The 15,829-nt window shown below is 64.6% G+C and carries 13 protein-coding genes; 11 read left to right on the plus strand and 2 right to left on the minus strand.

The genetic code is table 11. The features are described from left to right. The first annotated feature begins 104 nt into the window (after positions 1–104). From CO656_RS09765 to CO656_RS09790, 6 genes are all read left to right on the plus strand, one after another. Positions 105–1,190 (plus strand): ABC transporter permease, encoded by a 1,086-nt coding sequence (locus CO656_RS09765; RefSeq protein ID WP_037420580.1) that lies wholly within the window; start codon positions 105–107, stop codon positions 1,188–1,190. Then, positions 1,190–1,972: an ATP-binding cassette domain-containing protein gene (locus tag CO656_RS09770; protein WP_037420579.1), complete on the plus strand. Its 783-nt coding sequence runs from the start codon at positions 1,190–1,192 to the stop codon at positions 1,970–1,972. Before CO656_RS09765 ends, CO656_RS09770 begins: the two co-directional genes overlap by 1 nt. Next, the gene (locus CO656_RS09775; protein WP_097525584.1) at positions 1,969–2,589 is read left to right on the plus strand and encodes a nucleoside triphosphate hydrolase; all 621 of its coding nucleotides are present in this window, start codon (positions 1,969–1,971) and stop codon (positions 2,587–2,589) included. The genes CO656_RS09770 and CO656_RS09775 overlap by 4 nt, the downstream gene beginning before the upstream one ends. A 145-nt stretch (positions 2,590–2,734) precedes the next feature. Beyond that, complete coding sequence (gene pyrC / locus CO656_RS09780; RefSeq protein ID WP_097525585.1) at positions 2,735–3,772, plus strand: dihydroorotase; 1,038 nt, start codon at positions 2,735–2,737, stop codon at positions 3,770–3,772. A 62-nt stretch (positions 3,773–3,834) separates the two neighbouring features. After that, the gene (locus CO656_RS09785; RefSeq protein WP_097525586.1) at positions 3,835–4,533 is read left to right on the plus strand and encodes an orotate phosphoribosyltransferase; all 699 of its coding nucleotides are present in this window, start codon (positions 3,835–3,837) and stop codon (positions 4,531–4,533) included. A 42-nt stretch (positions 4,534–4,575) separates the two neighbouring features. Next, on the plus strand, positions 4,576–5,502 hold the full coding sequence (locus CO656_RS09790) for a carbohydrate kinase (protein ID WP_097525587.1): 927 nt from the start codon (positions 4,576–4,578) through the stop codon (positions 5,500–5,502). A 54-nt stretch (positions 5,503–5,556) separates the two neighbouring features. Here the strand turns inward: CO656_RS09790 and pgi are convergent, their stop codons facing one another. Together pgi and CO656_RS09800 are read right to left on the minus strand one after the other, a co-directional pair. Continuing rightward, a complete protein-coding gene (gene pgi, locus CO656_RS09795) occupies positions 5,557–7,182 on the minus strand; it encodes a glucose-6-phosphate isomerase (protein ID WP_097525588.1) in 1,626 nt (541 codons plus the stop codon). A 234-nt stretch (positions 7,183–7,416) separates the two neighbouring features. Continuing rightward, the gene (locus tag CO656_RS09800; RefSeq protein ID WP_097525589.1) at positions 7,417–9,117 is read right to left on the minus strand and encodes a long-chain fatty acid--CoA ligase; all 1,701 of its coding nucleotides are present in this window, start codon (positions 9,115–9,117) and stop codon (positions 7,417–7,419) included. 391 nt (positions 9,118–9,508) lie between these two features. Here CO656_RS09800 and CO656_RS09805 point away from each other — a divergent pair, with 391 nt between their 5' ends. From CO656_RS09805 to CO656_RS09825, 5 genes are all read left to right on the plus strand, one after another. Next, complete coding sequence (locus CO656_RS09805; protein ID WP_097525590.1) at positions 9,509–10,684, plus strand: AI-2E family transporter; 1,176 nt, start codon at positions 9,509–9,511, stop codon at positions 10,682–10,684. A 77-nt stretch (positions 10,685–10,761) separates the two neighbouring features. Further along, a complete protein-coding gene (locus tag CO656_RS09810) occupies positions 10,762–13,458 on the plus strand; it encodes a sensor histidine kinase KdpD (RefSeq protein ID WP_097525591.1) in 2,697 nt (898 codons plus the stop codon). Between the two features lie 128 nt (positions 13,459–13,586). Next, positions 13,587–14,252 carry a CDP-alcohol phosphatidyltransferase family protein gene (locus tag CO656_RS09815; protein ID WP_097525592.1) on the plus strand — a complete coding sequence of 222 codons (666 nt, stop codon included), beginning with the start codon at positions 13,587–13,589 and terminating at the stop codon, positions 14,250–14,252. Next, entirely contained in the window at positions 14,249–14,860 is a 612-nt protein-coding gene (locus tag CO656_RS09820) for a lysophospholipid acyltransferase family protein (RefSeq protein WP_097525593.1), read from the plus strand. Before CO656_RS09815 ends, CO656_RS09820 begins: the two co-directional genes overlap by 4 nt. A gap of 7 nt (positions 14,861–14,867) precedes the next feature. Next, positions 14,868–15,809, plus strand: a complete 942-nt coding sequence (locus tag CO656_RS09825; RefSeq protein ID WP_097525594.1) for a phosphatidate cytidylyltransferase — start codon at positions 14,868–14,870, stop codon at positions 15,807–15,809. Positions 15,810–15,829 lie beyond the last annotated feature (20 nt).

Here is a 15,829-nt window from a genome sequence, read left to right on the forward strand (position 1 = left end):
TGCCGTGACCGAAAAAGGTTCTGAACCCTGCCGCGACGACCGGCGGGCCGCGCATCCGGCAATAATGCGCCCCCTTGAGAGTGGGGGTTATGGGAGGAGTCTCCATGGCCGAGCCAAACACAGCCGCACAGCCATCCCAGGAATTCGAAAAGGTCCTGGTCAACAGTTCGACGGATGTGGCGTCCTTCGACACGCACGACAAGACGCCGCTCCAAAGAATCCAGCATTTCCTGCATTCGACGCCGGCCGCGGTGCCGTTCGTCGTGCTTGTCGCATCGATCCTCGTTTTCGGGCTGGCGATCGGCGGCAGGTTCTTCTCGTCCTACACGCTGACGCTGATCCTCCAGCAGATTGCCATCGTCGGCATGTTGGGCGCGGCGCAGACGCTGGTGATCCTGACGGCCGGCATCGATCTTTCGATCGGCGTCGTCATGGTCATCTCGGCCGTCGTCATGGGCAATTGCGCCGTGACCTACGGCCTGCCGGCGCCGCTTGCCGTGGCGGCCGGCTTCCTGGTGGGCGGCGCCTGCGGCTTTCTGAACGGCCTTCTGGTTTCCCGGCTGAAGCTGCCTCCCTTCATCGTCACGCTCGGCACGTGGTACGTGATCATGTCGACGAACTTCATCTATTCTGAGAACGCCACGATCCGCGAGGCGGACGTGACGGCGGTGACGCAGTGGCTGCATGTCTTCGGTGTAAGCTTCAAGATAGGCACTGCCGTCCTGACCCTTGGCGTGATCAGCATGGTGCTTCTGGTCTTCGGTCTCTGGTACGCGCTGAACCACACCGCCTGGGGACGCCATCTCTATGCGGTCGGCGACGATCCTGAGGCCGCCAAGCTCTCCGGTATCCGTGTCGGCAAGGTGCTTCTGAGCGCTTACACGATCGCCGGCCTGATCGCCGCTCTCGCCGCCTGGGTCTCGATCGGCCGCAACGGTTCGATCTCCCCGTCGGCGGCGGTGACCGACTACAACCTGCAGGCCATTACCGCGGCCGTGATCGGCGGCATTTCGCTCTTCGGCGGCCGTGGCTCGATCCTAGGTACGCTGATCGGCGCGATGATCGTCGGCGTCGTGTCGATGGGCCTCAACATGCTTGGGGCCGACCCCCAGTGGAAGGTCTTCCTGACCGGCGTCTTGATCATCTCCGCCGTCGCGATCGACCAGTGGATCAGAAAGGTAGCAGCGTAATGGCACAGGAACCCATTCTCACCGCCCGCGGTCTCGTCAAGCGCTATGGCCGCGTCACCGCCCTCGACCACGCCGATTTCGACCTCTATCCCGGCGAAATCCTCGCAGTGATCGGTGACAACGGCGCCGGCAAGTCTTCGATGATCAAGGCGATCTCCGGTGCCGTCACCCCCGACGAGGGCGAGATCCGCCTCGAGGGCCAGCCGGTGCACTTCCGCTCGCCCATGGACGCCCGCGCCGCCGGCATCGAGACGGTCTACCAGAACCTCGCTCTTTCGCCCGCCTTGTCGATCGCCGATAACATGTTCCTCGGCCGGGAGATCCGGAAGCAGGGCCTGTTCGGCAAGCTGTTTCGCACTCTCGACCGCTCGGCCATGGAAAAGATGGCAAGGGCCAAGCTCTCCGAATTGGGTTTGATGACGATCCAGAACATCAACCAGGCGGTGGAAACGCTGTCCGGCGGCCAGCGCCAGGGTGTGGCGGTGGCGCGCGCCGCCGCCTTCGGCTCCAAGGTCGTCATCATGGACGAGCCGACCGCGGCGCTCGGCGTCAAGGAGAGCCGGCGCGTCCTGGAACTGATCCTCGACGTTCGCCGCCGCGGCCTGCCGATCGTGCTGATCTCGCACAACATGCCGCACGTCTTCGAGGTTGCGGACCGGATCCATATCCACCGCCTCGGCCGCCGGCTCTGTGTGATCAATCCGAAGGAATACACCATGTCCGACGCGGTCGCCTTCATGACCGGCGCCAAGGCGCCGCCCGGCGAGGCAGTCGCCGCATGAATGTGCAGTCCTTGACGGACGAAATCCTGAAACGGGCGGCGGGCGCCGGCCGTTTCATCGTCGCCATCGCCGGCCCGCCGGGGGCCGGTAAGTCGACGCTTGCCGACGGTCTCGCCGAGGCCATCGCCGAAGCGGGGGAGCGCGTGGCGGTGCTGCCGATGGACGGCTTCCACATGGACAATGCGGTCCTCGCCGACAAGGGCCTGCTGGCGCGCAAGGGCGCGCCCGAAACCTTCGACGTGCGGGCCTTCCTTTCGACGCTCGCCGCGGTGCGCGACAATGACGGCGAGGTGCTCGTTCCGGTGTTCGACCGCACCCGGGAACTGGCGGTTGCCTCGGCCCGGGCAATTGCCCCGGAGACGCGGATCGTGCTGGTCGAGGGCAACTACCTGCTGCTCGACGAACTGCCGTGGAGCAGGCTCGACGGGGCCTTCGACTACTCGATCTTCATCGATCCGGGGATCGACGTACTCGAACAGCGATTGCTGCAACGTTGGCACGATCACGGCTACGATGAGGAGACCGCCCGGACAAAGGCGTTCGGCAACGATATCCCGAACGCTCGCCGCGTCGTCGGCAGCCGCCGCGCCAGCGATGTGGTGATCGGGGATTTCTGAAATATACTTCGAGCCATTGTCTTCGGCGGCGCAATGATGGTATCGAGGCGCGGTTTCACCACATGAGTTACCACGCCTTCAAGCGCACTGGCCGGCTTTGACGCCGCCCGCGCCGATCGGGCGCGAGCATCGGGAGAAAGCTGAAATGCAAGAGCTCGTTATCCGCCGCCCGGACGACTGGCATCTCCACCTGCGCGATGGCGGCGTGCTGCGCGGTGTCATCGGCGACACGAGCCGGCATTTCGCCCGCGCCGTCATCATGCCCAATCTGGTGCCGCCGGTGGTGACCTCTGCCGACGCCGCGGCCTATCGCGAACGCATCCTCGCCGCCATTCCGGCCGGTGACCGGTTCGAACCGTTGATGACTCTCTATCTCACCGAAGGAACCGACCCCGCCGACGTCGAGGCCGGATTCAGGACCGGTCTGGTCAAGGCAGTGAAGCTCTATCCGGCCGGCGCGACCACCAATTCGCACAGCGGCGTCCGCGACATCACCAAGGCGATGCCTGTTCTCGAGCGCATGGCCGAGATCGGCATGCCGCTCTGCGTCCACGGCGAGGTGACGACACCGGAGGTCGACATCTTCGACCGCGAGGCCGTCTTCATCGAAACGGTCCTCGACCCGCTTCGCCGGCGGCTGCCGGATCTCCGCATCACCATGGAGCATGTGACGACGAAGGACGGCATCGATTACATCAAGGAGCATGCGGCCAACCTTGCCGGCTCGATCACCACGCATCACCTGATCATCAACCGCAACGCCATCCTCGTCGGCGGCATCAAGCCGCATTATTACTGCCTGCCGGTCGCCAAGCGGGAGACGCACCGCCTGGCCTTGCGCGCCGCTGCCGTGTCGGGGGATGTGCGCTTCTTCCTCGGCACCGACTCCGCCCCACATGTCGATCCCCTCAAGGAATGCGCCTGCGGCTGCGCCGGCATCTACACGTCGGTCAATACGCTGAGCTGCCTTGCCCATGTCTTCGAGGAGGAGGGGGCGCTTGACCGGCTCGAGGCCTTCACTTCGCTGAACGGCCCCGCCTGGTATGGCCTGCCAGTGAACGAGGAAACGATCACGCTGCGCAAGGCAGAAGAGGCGGTCCGCTATCCCGCCAAGGTCGAGACCGAAGCCGGGCCGATCACGGTTTTCGACCCGATGTTCCCGCTCCACTGGGCGGTCGTCTGATTGAGATATGTCTTGCCGCGTGTCTGAAAGCCGCTTCGGGTCACGCTTCTGAAGGAGAGGTCATGTTTTCGAATACGTTCACCGACAAGACGGTGATGGCCGAGCTGGTCGCCAAGATGCTTTGGGAAATAAAGGCGGTGCATTTCCGGGCCGACGAGCCCTACAAGCTCTCCTCCGGAATGGCGAGCCCGGTCTACATCGACTGCCGCAAGCTGATTTCCTATCCGCGCATCCGCTCGGCCGTCATGGATTTCGCTGCAGCGACGATCCTCCGCGAGGCCGGCTTCGAGCAGTTCGATGTGGTCGCTGGCGGCGAGACGGCCGGCATCCCCTTTGCGGCCATGCTCGCCGAGCGCCTCGGCCTGCCGATGATCTACGTGCGTAAGGCCCCGAAAGGGCACGGCCGCAATGCCCAGATCGAGGGCCACATGCCGGAAGGCGCGCGCGTGCTGGTGATCGAGGATCTGACCACCGCCGGCGGCTCCATGTTCAAGTTCATCGACGCGATCCGCGCCGCCGGCGGCATCGTCGCGCACGGCATTGCGCTCTTCTACTACGATATTTTCCCGGAAGCCCGGGCCAACATGAAGGCGAAGGGTGTCGACCTGCACTACATTGCCACCTGGCGCAATGTGCTCGCCGTTGCCCGAGAGCAGGCGCTGTTCGACGAGAAGACGCTGAACGAGGTGGAATCTTTCCTCAATGCGCCGCTCGCCTGGTCGGCCCGCAACGGCGGTGTCGGCGAACTCGCTGCCCAGTGATTCGACGCTGGTCTATGGAATAGTTTTCAAGGGAGGACGTTGATGATCGTTTGCTGCGGAGAGGCCCTGATCGACATGCTGCCGCGCGAGACGCCGGCCGGTGAAAGCGCCTTTGCCCCCTATGCCGGGGGCGCCATCTTCAACACGGCGATCGCGCTTGGCAGGCTCGGCATTCCGACCGGCTTTTTCACCGGGCTCTCCGACGATATGTTCGGCGACATCCTGCGGGAGACCCTGAAAGCGGCGAATGTCGATTTCGGCCCCTGCGCGACCCTGCCGCTGCACACGACGCTTGCCTTCGTGAAACTCGTCAACGGCCACGCGAGCTACGCCTTCTTCGACGAGAACACCGCCGGGCGGATGATCACCACCGACCATCTGCCGGCCTTCGGCGATTTCTGTGAGGCGTTGCATTTCGGTGCGATCAGCCTGATCCCCGAACCCTGCGGCTCGACCTACGAGGCGCTGATGAAGCGCGAGCATGAAAAGCGGGTGATCTCCTTCGATCCCAATATCCGGCCCGGCTTCATCAAGGACCGGGAGGCGCATCTTGCCCGCATGAACCGCATGGCGGCGATGTCCGACATCGTTAAATTCTCCGACGAGGACCTCGCCTGGTTCGGCATGGAGGGGAGCCACGACACTCTGGCGGCCGAATGGCTGCAGCGCGGGCCGAAGCTGGTGGTGATCACCAGGGGCGCGGACGGCGCTGTCGGCTATACGAAGAACTACAAGGTTGAAGTGGCGAGCGAGCGCGTCGCGGTGGTCGATACGGTCGGCGCCGGCGATACTTTCGATGCCGGTGTGCTCGCCTCGCTGAAGCTCGACAATCTGCTGACCAAGGAACAGGTCGCAGACTTGAGCGATGAGGCGGTCCGCCAAGCGCTCGCCCTCGGCGCCAAGGCAGCCGCCGTCACCGTGTCGCGCGCCGGCGCCAACCCGCCGTGGAAATATGAAATCGGGCTCTGACGCCAGCAAATCCGCGTGAAAGAGGGCGCCGGTTGGCGCCCTTTTTCCTGTCCGTCAGCGTGCCGCCTGCAGCAGTGCCGCAACGAGGCCGGCGGTCGACGAATCGTGCCCCTCGGCGCTCTCCCTGCCCTCGACGACCGGCAGCAGCCCGGTCGCCAGCTCCTTGCCGAGCTCGACGCCCCACTGGTCGAAGGAATTGATGTTGAAGAGCGCGCCCTCGACGAAGACGCGGTGCTCGTAAAGCGCGATAAGCCGGCCGAGTGCGAAGGGATCGAGCTGGTCGTAGACGAAGGTGAGCGACGGCCGGTTGCCGGTGAAGACGCGGTGCGGCGCGATCCTGTCCGCCTTTGCCTCGTCCATGCCTTTCGAGGTGAGCTGCGCCTTGGCCTCCGCAAGCGTGCGGCCCTTCATCAGCGCTTCCGATTGCGCCAGGCAGTTGGCGATCAGCAGCTGGTGCTGGTGGCGCAGATCCTTCTCGTGGCCGTTGGCGGCGATCATGAACTCGGCCGGGATGATGTCGGTGCCCTGGTGGATGAGCTGGTAGAAGGCATGCTGGCCGTTGGTGCCGGGTTCGCCCCAGACGACCGGCCCGGTCGCGAATTCGACGGGGGTGCTGTCGAGCGTCACGGCCTTGCCGTTCGATTCCATATCGAGCTGCTGCAGATAGGCCGGGAAGCGGGAGAGGCGCTGGTCGTAGGGCAGGATCGCCCGCGACGGATAGCCGAGCACATTTCGGTGATAGAAGCCGATCAGGCCGAGCAGCATCGGGATGTTTTCGCGCGGCGGTGCGGAGCGGAAGTGTTCGTCGATCGCATGGCCGCCATCGAGGAAGCGGCCGAAATTCTCACTTCCGACGGCGATCATCAGCGGCAGGCCGATCGCCGACCAGATCGAATAGCGGCCGCCGACCCAATCCCAGAAACCGAAGACGCGGGCGGCGTCGATGCCGAATGCGGCGACCTTGTCGAGGGCGGTGGAGACCGCCGCGAAATGGTGACCGACCGCCGCTTCGCCGAGCTTGCCGGCGATGAAGGCACGCGCTGTGGCCGCATTGGTCATCGTCTCGATCGTCGTGAAGGTCTTCGAGGCGACGATGAAGAGCGAGGTCTCCGGGTCGAGCAGCTTCAGCGTATCGGCGATGTGGGCGCCGTCGACATTGGAAACGAAGTGCAGCCGCGGCCCGTCATGGAAGGGGGCGAGCGCCAGCGTCGCCATGACCGGGCCGAGGTCGGAGCCGCCGATGCCGATATTGACGACGTCGGTGATCTTCTTGCCGGTGGCGCCCTTCAAGGCGCCGGAGCGGACGTCGCCGGCGAAGGCGCCCATTGCGTCCAGAACGGCGTTGACGTCGGGCATGACGTTTTTGCCGGCGACGAGGACCGGCCGGTTCGAGCGGTTCCTGAGCGCCGTGTGCAGGACGGCGCGTTCCTCGGTGATGTTGATGATGTCGCCGCGGAACATGGCGTCGCGCTTTTCCTCGACCCTTGCGGCCTTCGCCAGCGCCTCGAGACCGTCGAGAATCCGATCGTTGACGGCGCATTTCGAATAGTCGAGGAGGAGATCGCCGAGCCTCGTGCTGAAGCGCGAAAAGCGCTTCGGATCGGCCGCGAATGCGGCCCGGATGTCGGCTGCATTGGTCTCGCGTGCAGTGGCTTTGAGGTTTTCGACAAGCGCTTTCATCGCAGGGCTCCTTGCATCGGAAATCGGCTGCGATAGCTAGTCGGTTTAGACATGGCAAATCAAGGGCAGGTGTGCACTGCAGCGAAAAAAGCGAGTGGCGAGCCCTTGTAACCGCCCCTCACCCTAAACCCGCACGTGGGGCGAGGGGACTCTCGTAGTGGGCGATGCCGCGAGCCCCTTCTCCCCGCCTGCGGCGAGAAGGTGGCGGCAGGCGGATGAGGGGCACTCCCAATGCTAGTCGCGCAGGTCCTTGCGCAGGATCTTGCCGACATTGGACTTCGGCAGTTCGTCACGGAATTCGACGTGCCGCGGCCGCTTGTAGTTGGTGAGGTTTTCGGCGCAGTGGCGCTTGACGTCCGCTTCCGTGAGGTTCGGATCCTTGCGCACGATGAAGAGCTTGACCGCCTCGCCGGAATGCGGGTCGGCAACCCCGACCGCAGCGCATTCCAGAATGCCGGGATGGGTCGCCACGACCTCTTCGATCTCGTTCGGGAAGACGTTGAAGCCGGAAACGAGGATCATGTCCTTCTTGCGGTCGACGATCTTCGTCAGCCCTGCCGCATTCATGAAGCCGATGTCGCCGGTGCGGAAGAAGCCGTCCGGCGAAATCGTCTTCGCCGTCTCGTCCGGGCGTTGCCAATAGCCGGCCATGACCTGCGGGCCGCGGATGCAGATCTCGCCGATTTCGCCGGCCGGCAGCGCGTTGCCGTTCTCGTCGCGGATTTCGACCTCGGTCGAAGGCAGCGGCATGCCGATCGTGCCGGTGAACTCGTCCGTGTCGAGCCGGTTGGCGGTAGCGACCGGCGAGGTTTCCGAGAGCCCGTAGCCTTCATGGATCGGGCAGTGCGTCATCGCGAGCCAGCGCTCGGCGACCGGTCGCTGCACCGCCATGCCGCCGCCGAATGTGAGAATCAGCGAGGAGAAGTCGAGCTTCTGGAAGTCCGGATTGTTCATCAGGGCGTTGAACAGCGTGTTGAGGCCGGGGAAGATGTTGGTCTTGTACTTGCCCAGTTCCTTCACGAAGGCGGGAATATCGCGCGGATTGGGGATCAGGATGTTGTTGCCGCCGGTCGCAAGCCCCATCAGCGAATTCACCGTAAGTGCGAAGATGTGGTAGAGCGGCAGGGCGCACATGAAGGTGAGGTTTTCCGGGCGCGGCTTGCGCAGGAAGGCCGTGTTCAGCCAGAGTTCCATCTGCGCCATGTTGGCGAGAAGATTGGCATGGGTGAGGGTGGCGCCCTTCGAAACGCCCGTGGTGCCGCCCGTATATTGCAGGAAGGCGACGTCGCTCGGCCCGATATTGGGTTTCGCAAGCTGAAGCTTCTCGCCCCTGGCTAGAACCGTTTTGAACGAGAGGTGGCCGGGCAGCGACCAGGCCGGAACGAGCTTCTTCACGCGGCGTACGACGAGATTGACGACGAGGCCCTTCACCCCGAGCATGTCGCCCATGGTCGCGACCACCACATGCTTGACTTTGGTGCGGGCGACGACCTGCTCGACCGTGTGGGCGAAGTTTTCCAGCACGAAGATCGCCTTGGCGCCGGCATCGACCAACTGGTGCTCGAGCTCGCGCGGCGTGTAGAGCGGGTTGACGTTGACGACCGTATAGCCGGCCCGGAGAATGCCGTAGACGATCACCGGGTTCTGCAGGATGTTCGGCATCATGACGGCGACGCGATCGCCTTTCGCCAAGCCGAGCGACTGCAGCCAGGCACCGATCCGGCCCGAATGGACGTTGAGATCGGCGAAGCTCAACGACTTGCCCATTGAGGTGAAGGCGGGGCGCCAGGAATGCTGCGCCACCGCATGGTCGAAAAACTCGCCGAGCGATCGGTAGGGGAGCGGTCCGATGTCGGCGGGCACGCCCGGCGGATAGGACTTGACCCAGTTCTTGCCCGCGCCGGACCCCGCCTGCTGCAAGCTTGCTTCCGCCATGATCTCTCTCCCTCTGGTGGCAACGAACGGCCTTGCTCACGGCGAAGAAAAATCCCTCCCGATCTTCCCTCCCGATCGAAGATGCTGCTTTTCCAGCGTCTCTTCAAGCACTAATCGGAATTATATAACTTTGACGTAAACGTCAACAATCCGGGCGTGACTGCGCATGGCGAATTTTGCCGCGAGCGTTCCTCGGTCACGGCTAAATCTGCCTGTCATGTCCGTCCGCTAGACCGGTGAAGGCGATCACGGCAATTGTGAATTGATCCTTAATCGTCGCGATGATTTGGAGACGCCGGCTCCTTCAAGCCGAAAGCGCGGATAGACGCAGCAGACGGGCTGGCAAGCCTGCGGGATTGTTGTAAGGTTCTTGAAAGACGGAGGACTACAGGTGCAATTGGGCAATCGTGAGCGAGAAAATCCCCCGGTGGAGCCGCGGCTCTTCGGGCAGCCTGCCCATGCACGCTCGGCCCTCGTCCTGCCGATCTCGGCAGCCCGCTGGCTGCTCGTCCTGGTACTGATCGCCGGCGTCTATTTCTTTCACGGCTTCGTCGTGCCGGTGCTTGCCGCCGTCGTCATCGGCTTTGCCAGCTGGCCCATCTATCGTCGGCTGCTTCAGGCACTGAACGGCAATCGGACGCTTGCGGCGACCATTGCCATCACCTCCGTCGTCGCCTTCATCGTCGTGCCGATCTCGATCGCCGCGGCCTATGCAGTGGACGAGGTGCGCGACTGGCTCGTCTGGGCGGTGGAGACCAACGTCAACGGGGCGCCGGTGCCGGCCTGGCTGACGACCATCCCCGTGGCGGGCGTCTGGCTTGGTCAGCAATGGGTGAAATATGTCGGCCATCCCGGCGCGCTTGGCGAACTGGTCCAACTCGTCAGCGGCTCCAATATCGGCAACATCTACCGCGGCGTCCTGGTGATCGGAGCCTCCGCCTTCCAGTCCTTCCTGACGCTGCTCTTCATGCTGATCACGCTGTTCTTCGTCTATCGTGACGGCCAGTCGTTTTCTAAGCAGCTCGATCGTCTCGGCGAGCAGATTTTCCCGATGCGCTGGGAGCGCCTGTCGCGCGTCGTGCCGCTGACCATCAGCTCGACGGTAACCGGCATGGGCATCATCGCGATCGGCGAAGGCATCGTGCTCGGTGTCGCCTATTGGATGGCGGGCGTGCCGTCGCCGGTGACGCTCGGCATCATCACCGGCCTCATGGCGCTCATTCCGGGCGGCGCGCCTCTCTGCTTCACCCTGGTGTCCATCTATCTGGTGGCGAGCGGTTCGCCGTTCCACGGCGTGGCGCTCTTCGCCTGGGGTACGACGGAACTCTTCATCGTCGACAAGACGCTTCGCCCGAGGCTCGTCGGCGGCCCGATCAAGCTGCCCTTCCTGCCGACCTTCTTCGGCCTCGTCGGCGGCGTCAAGACGATGGGCTTCCTCGGCCTTTTCGTCGGCCCGGTACTGATGGCACTGCTCGTCGCGATCTGGCGGGAATGGATGCACGAGGTGGCGAACCAGCCGGAGCCGGCGGCAAAGCCGATCTCCCGCGTCGACATCGCCGCGAAATAGGATCCGCACGTTGAGGGTCCGGTCACGGATGGTCTCTGGGAGCGAACCTTCTCCAACGACCGAGTTTGAGAGATTGCATGTCCGAGATTGATCGCAATCTGGCAAACCGCCCCGATCCCGATGCCCTGCTGGCTCTGGCCGAACAGGGCGGAAGAGGGAAGCTGACGGTGTTCCTCGGCGCCGCGCCGGGCGTCGGCAAGACCTTCGCCATGCTGATGCGGGCGCAACGCCTCAAGCAACAGGGCGCCGACATCGTCATCGGGCTCGTCGAAACTCATGGGCGCAGCGAAACCGCGGCGCTGCTCGAAGGGCTGGAGGTCCTGCCGCGCCGGGAAGTCGTGCATAGCGGCCGCACGCTGAGCGAATTCGATCTCGACGCCGCTTTGGCGCGCCGCCCGACGATCATCGTCGTCGATGAGCTCGCCCATACCAATCTCGGCGACGGTCGCCATCCGAAGCGCTACCAGGACATCGAGGAACTCGTCGATGCCGGCATCGATGTGTGGACGGCGCTCAACATCCAACACCTCGAAAGCCTGTCGGACATCGTCGCCCAGATCGCCGGCGTGCCGGTGCGCGAACGGATTCCCGACACGGTCCTGAATCGGGCCGACGAAGTCCTGCTGGTCGACCTGCCCCCGGCGGAACTGATCGAGCGGCTGAAGGAGGGCAAGGTCTATCTGCCCGACAATGCCCGGCGTGCCGCGGACAATTTCTTCCGGCTCGGCAATCTGACGGCGCTGCGCGAGCTTGCGCTGCGGCGGACCGCCGACCGGGTCGACGACCAGATGGTCGATTACCTCAAGCAGAACGCCATCGAGGGTCCCTGGCCGGCCGGCGAAAGGCTCCTCGTCTGCATCGGCCCGGATCCGCTATCGGAAAAGGTGGTGAGGACGGCGAGCCGGCTCGCCTCCGGCCTCAATGCCGATTGGATCGTCGTTTCCATTGAACGGGCGGATCGCGAAGCGGGCGCCGGCGAGGCGATGCGGCAGCTCGACGAGACCTTCCGCCTTGCCGAGCAATTGGGCGCGGAGACGCGCCGCATCGTCGGCAGCGATTTCGTCGAGGAGATCCTGAAGCTTGCAAGGCGCGAGAATGCCACGCAGATCGTCATCGGCGCGCGCCGCCACTGGTTCCCTCTTAGCCTTTTCCGTGCCTCCCTGCCCGATGCACTGGCCAAGCGCGTCGCGGGTGTCGGCATTCACCTCGTCACGGGCAAGATCGAGCCCGCCGCAAAGCGGCGGCGGAGAAGCGGGCAATTGCTGCCGGAAGGATTGGGGCGGGCCTTCGGCATAGCCTCCGGCACCGTCGGGCTGGCGACCGCGCTCGGCGTGCTGATCGAGCAGGTCATCATCCTGCAGAATATTTCGCTCCTCTATCTCCTCGCGGTGCTCGCCTCGGCGATTTATGCCGGCTACTTCGCGGCCCTGGCAGCCGCACTGTTTTCCGTCGTCGCATACAATTTCTTCTTCATCGAGCCGGTCGGCACCTTCACGGTGGCCGAGCCGCACGAGGTTTTCGCGCTCTTCGTTTTCCTGGCCGCAGCGGCGCTCGCCGGCGGGCTTGCCTCGCGCATCCGCGAGCAGGCAAAGACCGCCAAAGGCCGGGCGACGGCGACGCAGGCGCTTTACGATTTTTCCCGCAAGCTTTCCGGCACTGCCAATGCCGAAGACGTGTTGTGGGCGGCGGCCAACCAGATTCACGCGACATTGAAGCGCAATGCCGTGCTGTTGCTGCCGGAAGACGTTGACATCGCCGTGAGGGTGGCTTGGCCTCCGGACACCGAACTCAGTGTCAGCGACATGATGGCGGCACGCTGGGCGTTCGAAAAGAAGGAGCCGGCAGGCAATGAGACCGGTACGCTGCAGAACAGCCCGTTTCAGTTCAGGCCGCTGATGAGCCCGCATGGTGTCGTTGGTGTTTGCGGCTTTATGCAGGAGGGCAACCCTCTCGACATCAACGCGGAACGAGCCCTTACCGCGATCCTCGACCAGACCGCCATCGCCGTCGATCGCGCGAGGCTGTCGCGTGAAAGCCTCGATCAGGCCGCCCAGCTTGAGGGCGAGAAGTTCCGTGCTGCGCTTCTCTCGTCGCTGTCCCACGATCTCACGACCCCCTTGGCGGCGATCGGCGGCGCGGTCGCGAACCTCCGCAAGCTCGGCGAAGGAATGCCGCAGGCGGATCGGGAGGATCTGCTGAACTCGATCGATGAGGAGAGCGGCAGGCTGAAGCACTTCGTTGCCAACCTGCTCGACATGATCCGGCTCGAGGCCGGAACGATCAATGCCAGGCGCGATCGGGTCGATGTGGCGGAAGTGGTCCACGATACGGTGGAACGGGCGCGGAAATATTTTCCGGGCCGAGTTTTCGAGACCAGCATCGCCCCGGAGCTGCCCCTGATGCGCGGCGACAGCGTCCTGCTCGGGCAGGCCCTCTTCAATCTGCTCGACAATGCCGACCGCTTCGGCGGTGACGAACCCGTCAGCATCTATGCCCGGCGGGAGGGCGACGAGGTCGTTCTGTCGGTGACGGATCTCGGCAAGGGCATTGCCGCCGCCGATATCGATCAGGTCTTCGACAAGTTCTTCCGCAAGGGAAAGCCGGACGGACGCTCGCTCGGCACCGGGCTCGGCCTGTCGATCAGCAAGGGATTCGTGGAGGCGATGGGCGGGCGGATCAAGGCCGAGAGCCCGGCCCTCAGGCGCCGCGGAACGCGGATCTCCATGCGCTTCCCGGTGGCCGGAACGGAGGCCCAGGAGAAGGAACGCGGGTGACTCCGGCATGGCCGCCGTTGCCGCCGTTGCCCCGTCCGCAGTCTCGAGGCGGCCATATGGCCTTTGGCGCGAAGTTGTTTTATGACAGGTTGCAATCATAAATTTTGTAGGGGCTGAATTCCACAAAGATGAGTGTCGCTCCGGATGGCGCAGAGCCCAAGAGGCCGGGCGCGGATCGGCGTCCCATTGCGGCGCGCGATAGCGGCTTGGCGCGCCGCCTGACGGCGCTGCTCCTCAAGACGCCGATCACGCCGAACGGGATCTCGCTGCTGAGCATCGGCTTCGCCGCTGTCGGCGCGGCAGCGCTCGTCTTCGCGCCGCGCTGGCCGTTGCTTTATCTCGTCGCCGTCGCCGGCATCCAGTTGCGGCTTCTGTGCAATCTGCTTGACGGCATGGTGGCGGTCGAGGGCGGCCGCGGCTCGCCGGTCGGCGCGCTCTACAACGAATTTCCCGATCGCATTGCCGACACGCTGCTGATCGTGGCGCTTGGCTACGCCGCCGGCGCCGGCTGGCTCGGCTGGGCCGGCGCGCTTGCGGCCGCCCTGACGGCCTATGTGCGCGTCTTCGGCGGCTCGCTCGGCCAGGTCCAGGACTTTCGCGGACCGATGGCCAAGCAGCACCGCATGGCACTCATGAGCCTCGCCTCCCTCCTGGCGCTCGGCGAAGCCTGGCTGACAACGGGGCGTTTCGTTCTCTACGCCACGGCATGGATCATCCTCGTCGGAGCGCTTCTCACCTGCTGGACCCGCACCAGGGCGATCGTCTCGCGCATCCCGGGAGCCGCAAAGCCGTGATCGACCTGTTGCTGATCGGCCTCACCCGGTTTCTCGTCGGCGGCCAGGCGCAATGGATCGGTGCCGTGCCGGACACGCGCCAGCGCATCTATTTCGCCAACCACGCCAGCCATCTCGACACGCTGCTGATCTGGTCGGCCCTGCCGCGACCCCTGCACGGGATCACTCATCCGATCGCGGCCGCAGACTATTGGGGCAGGGGCAAGCTCCGCCGCCACATTGCGCTGAAGGTGTTGAATGCGGTGCTCGTCGAGCGCGCCACGCAAGGTCCGCCCGGAGCGGCGCTCGCCCCCTTGCGCGGTGTGCTCGCCGACGGCGAGTCGCTCGTTCTCTTTCCAGAGGGAACGCGCGGCAGCGAGCGTCTCCCGGGGCCGTTCAAGAGCGGCCTCTACTGGCTGTCGCAGGAATTCCCGGAGGTCGAGCTGATCCCCACCTATCTCGACAATCCCTCGCGCGCCTTCCCGAAGGGAAGCTTCCTGCCCGTTCCGATCAGCTGCACCGTTCGCTTCGGCGCGCCCCTCATGCGGCGGGCGGGGGAGGAGAAGGACGCGTTTCTCGAACGCGCCCGCGCCACCGTCGGCGCGCTCGCCTCCGACCCGGTTCCATGAGGCCGCTATGTCTTTGATCGACAAGCTTTCCATCCTCTTCGGCGGCATCTCAGCGCTGCTCGGCATCGCCTCGGTGATCGGCTTCGTGCTGTCGTGCAAGGTGACCTCCGAAAACGGCCGGACGACGGTCGCCAATCTCAACGCCCGCATCAAGGCCTGGTGGGTTATGGTGGCGATCTTCGCGGTGAGCTTCGGTCTCGGCCGCGGCGTGACCGTGGTGCTCTTCGCGCTCACCTCGTTCTACACGCTGCGCGAGTTCATATCGTTGACGCCGACGCGCGGCGCCGATCACCTGCCGCTGGTCGCCGCCTTCTATGTGCTGCTGCCGCTTCAATACTGGCTGATCTGGACCGACTGGTACGCGCTCTTCGCCATCCTCGTCCCGGTCTACGGCTTCCTTCTCCTGCCGAGCCTTGCGGCGCTGAAGGGCGATGCCGGTGAGTTCCTGCTGCGTGTCTCGCGCATCCAGTGGGCCCTGATGCTGACCGTCTACTGCATCAGCCACGCACCGGCCCTGCTGACGCTCGACATCCCCGGCCGTCCCAACGAGGGTTTCCTGCTGCTCTTCTTCCTGATCACCGTCGCGCAGTTCAGCGACGTGATGCAATACGTCTTCGGCAAGCTCTTTGGCCGGACGAAGGTGGCCCCCGTCGTCAGCCCCTCAAAGACCGTAGAGGGCCTCGTCGGCGGCGGCCTCTCCGCCGTCGCCGCCGGCGCCGGTCTCTGGTGGATCACCCCGTTCACGCCGCTTCAAGCTGCCGCCATGGCGCTCGCCATCGTCGCCATGGGCTTTTTGGGCGGCCTGTCGCTCTCGGCCGTCAAGCGTTCGATGGGGGTCAAGGATTGGGGCACGATGATCTCCGGCCACGGCGGCGTACTCGACCGCATGGACTCGCTGAGCTTTGCCGCACCGGTGTTTTTTCATCTGACGCGGTATTTTTATACGTGAGCGGCTGAGCGCCGCAGCGG

The organism is Sinorhizobium sp. FG01 (genome assembly GCF_002531875.1).
Classification (GTDB): Bacteria; Pseudomonadota; Alphaproteobacteria; order Rhizobiales; family Rhizobiaceae; genus Sinorhizobium; species Sinorhizobium fredii_C.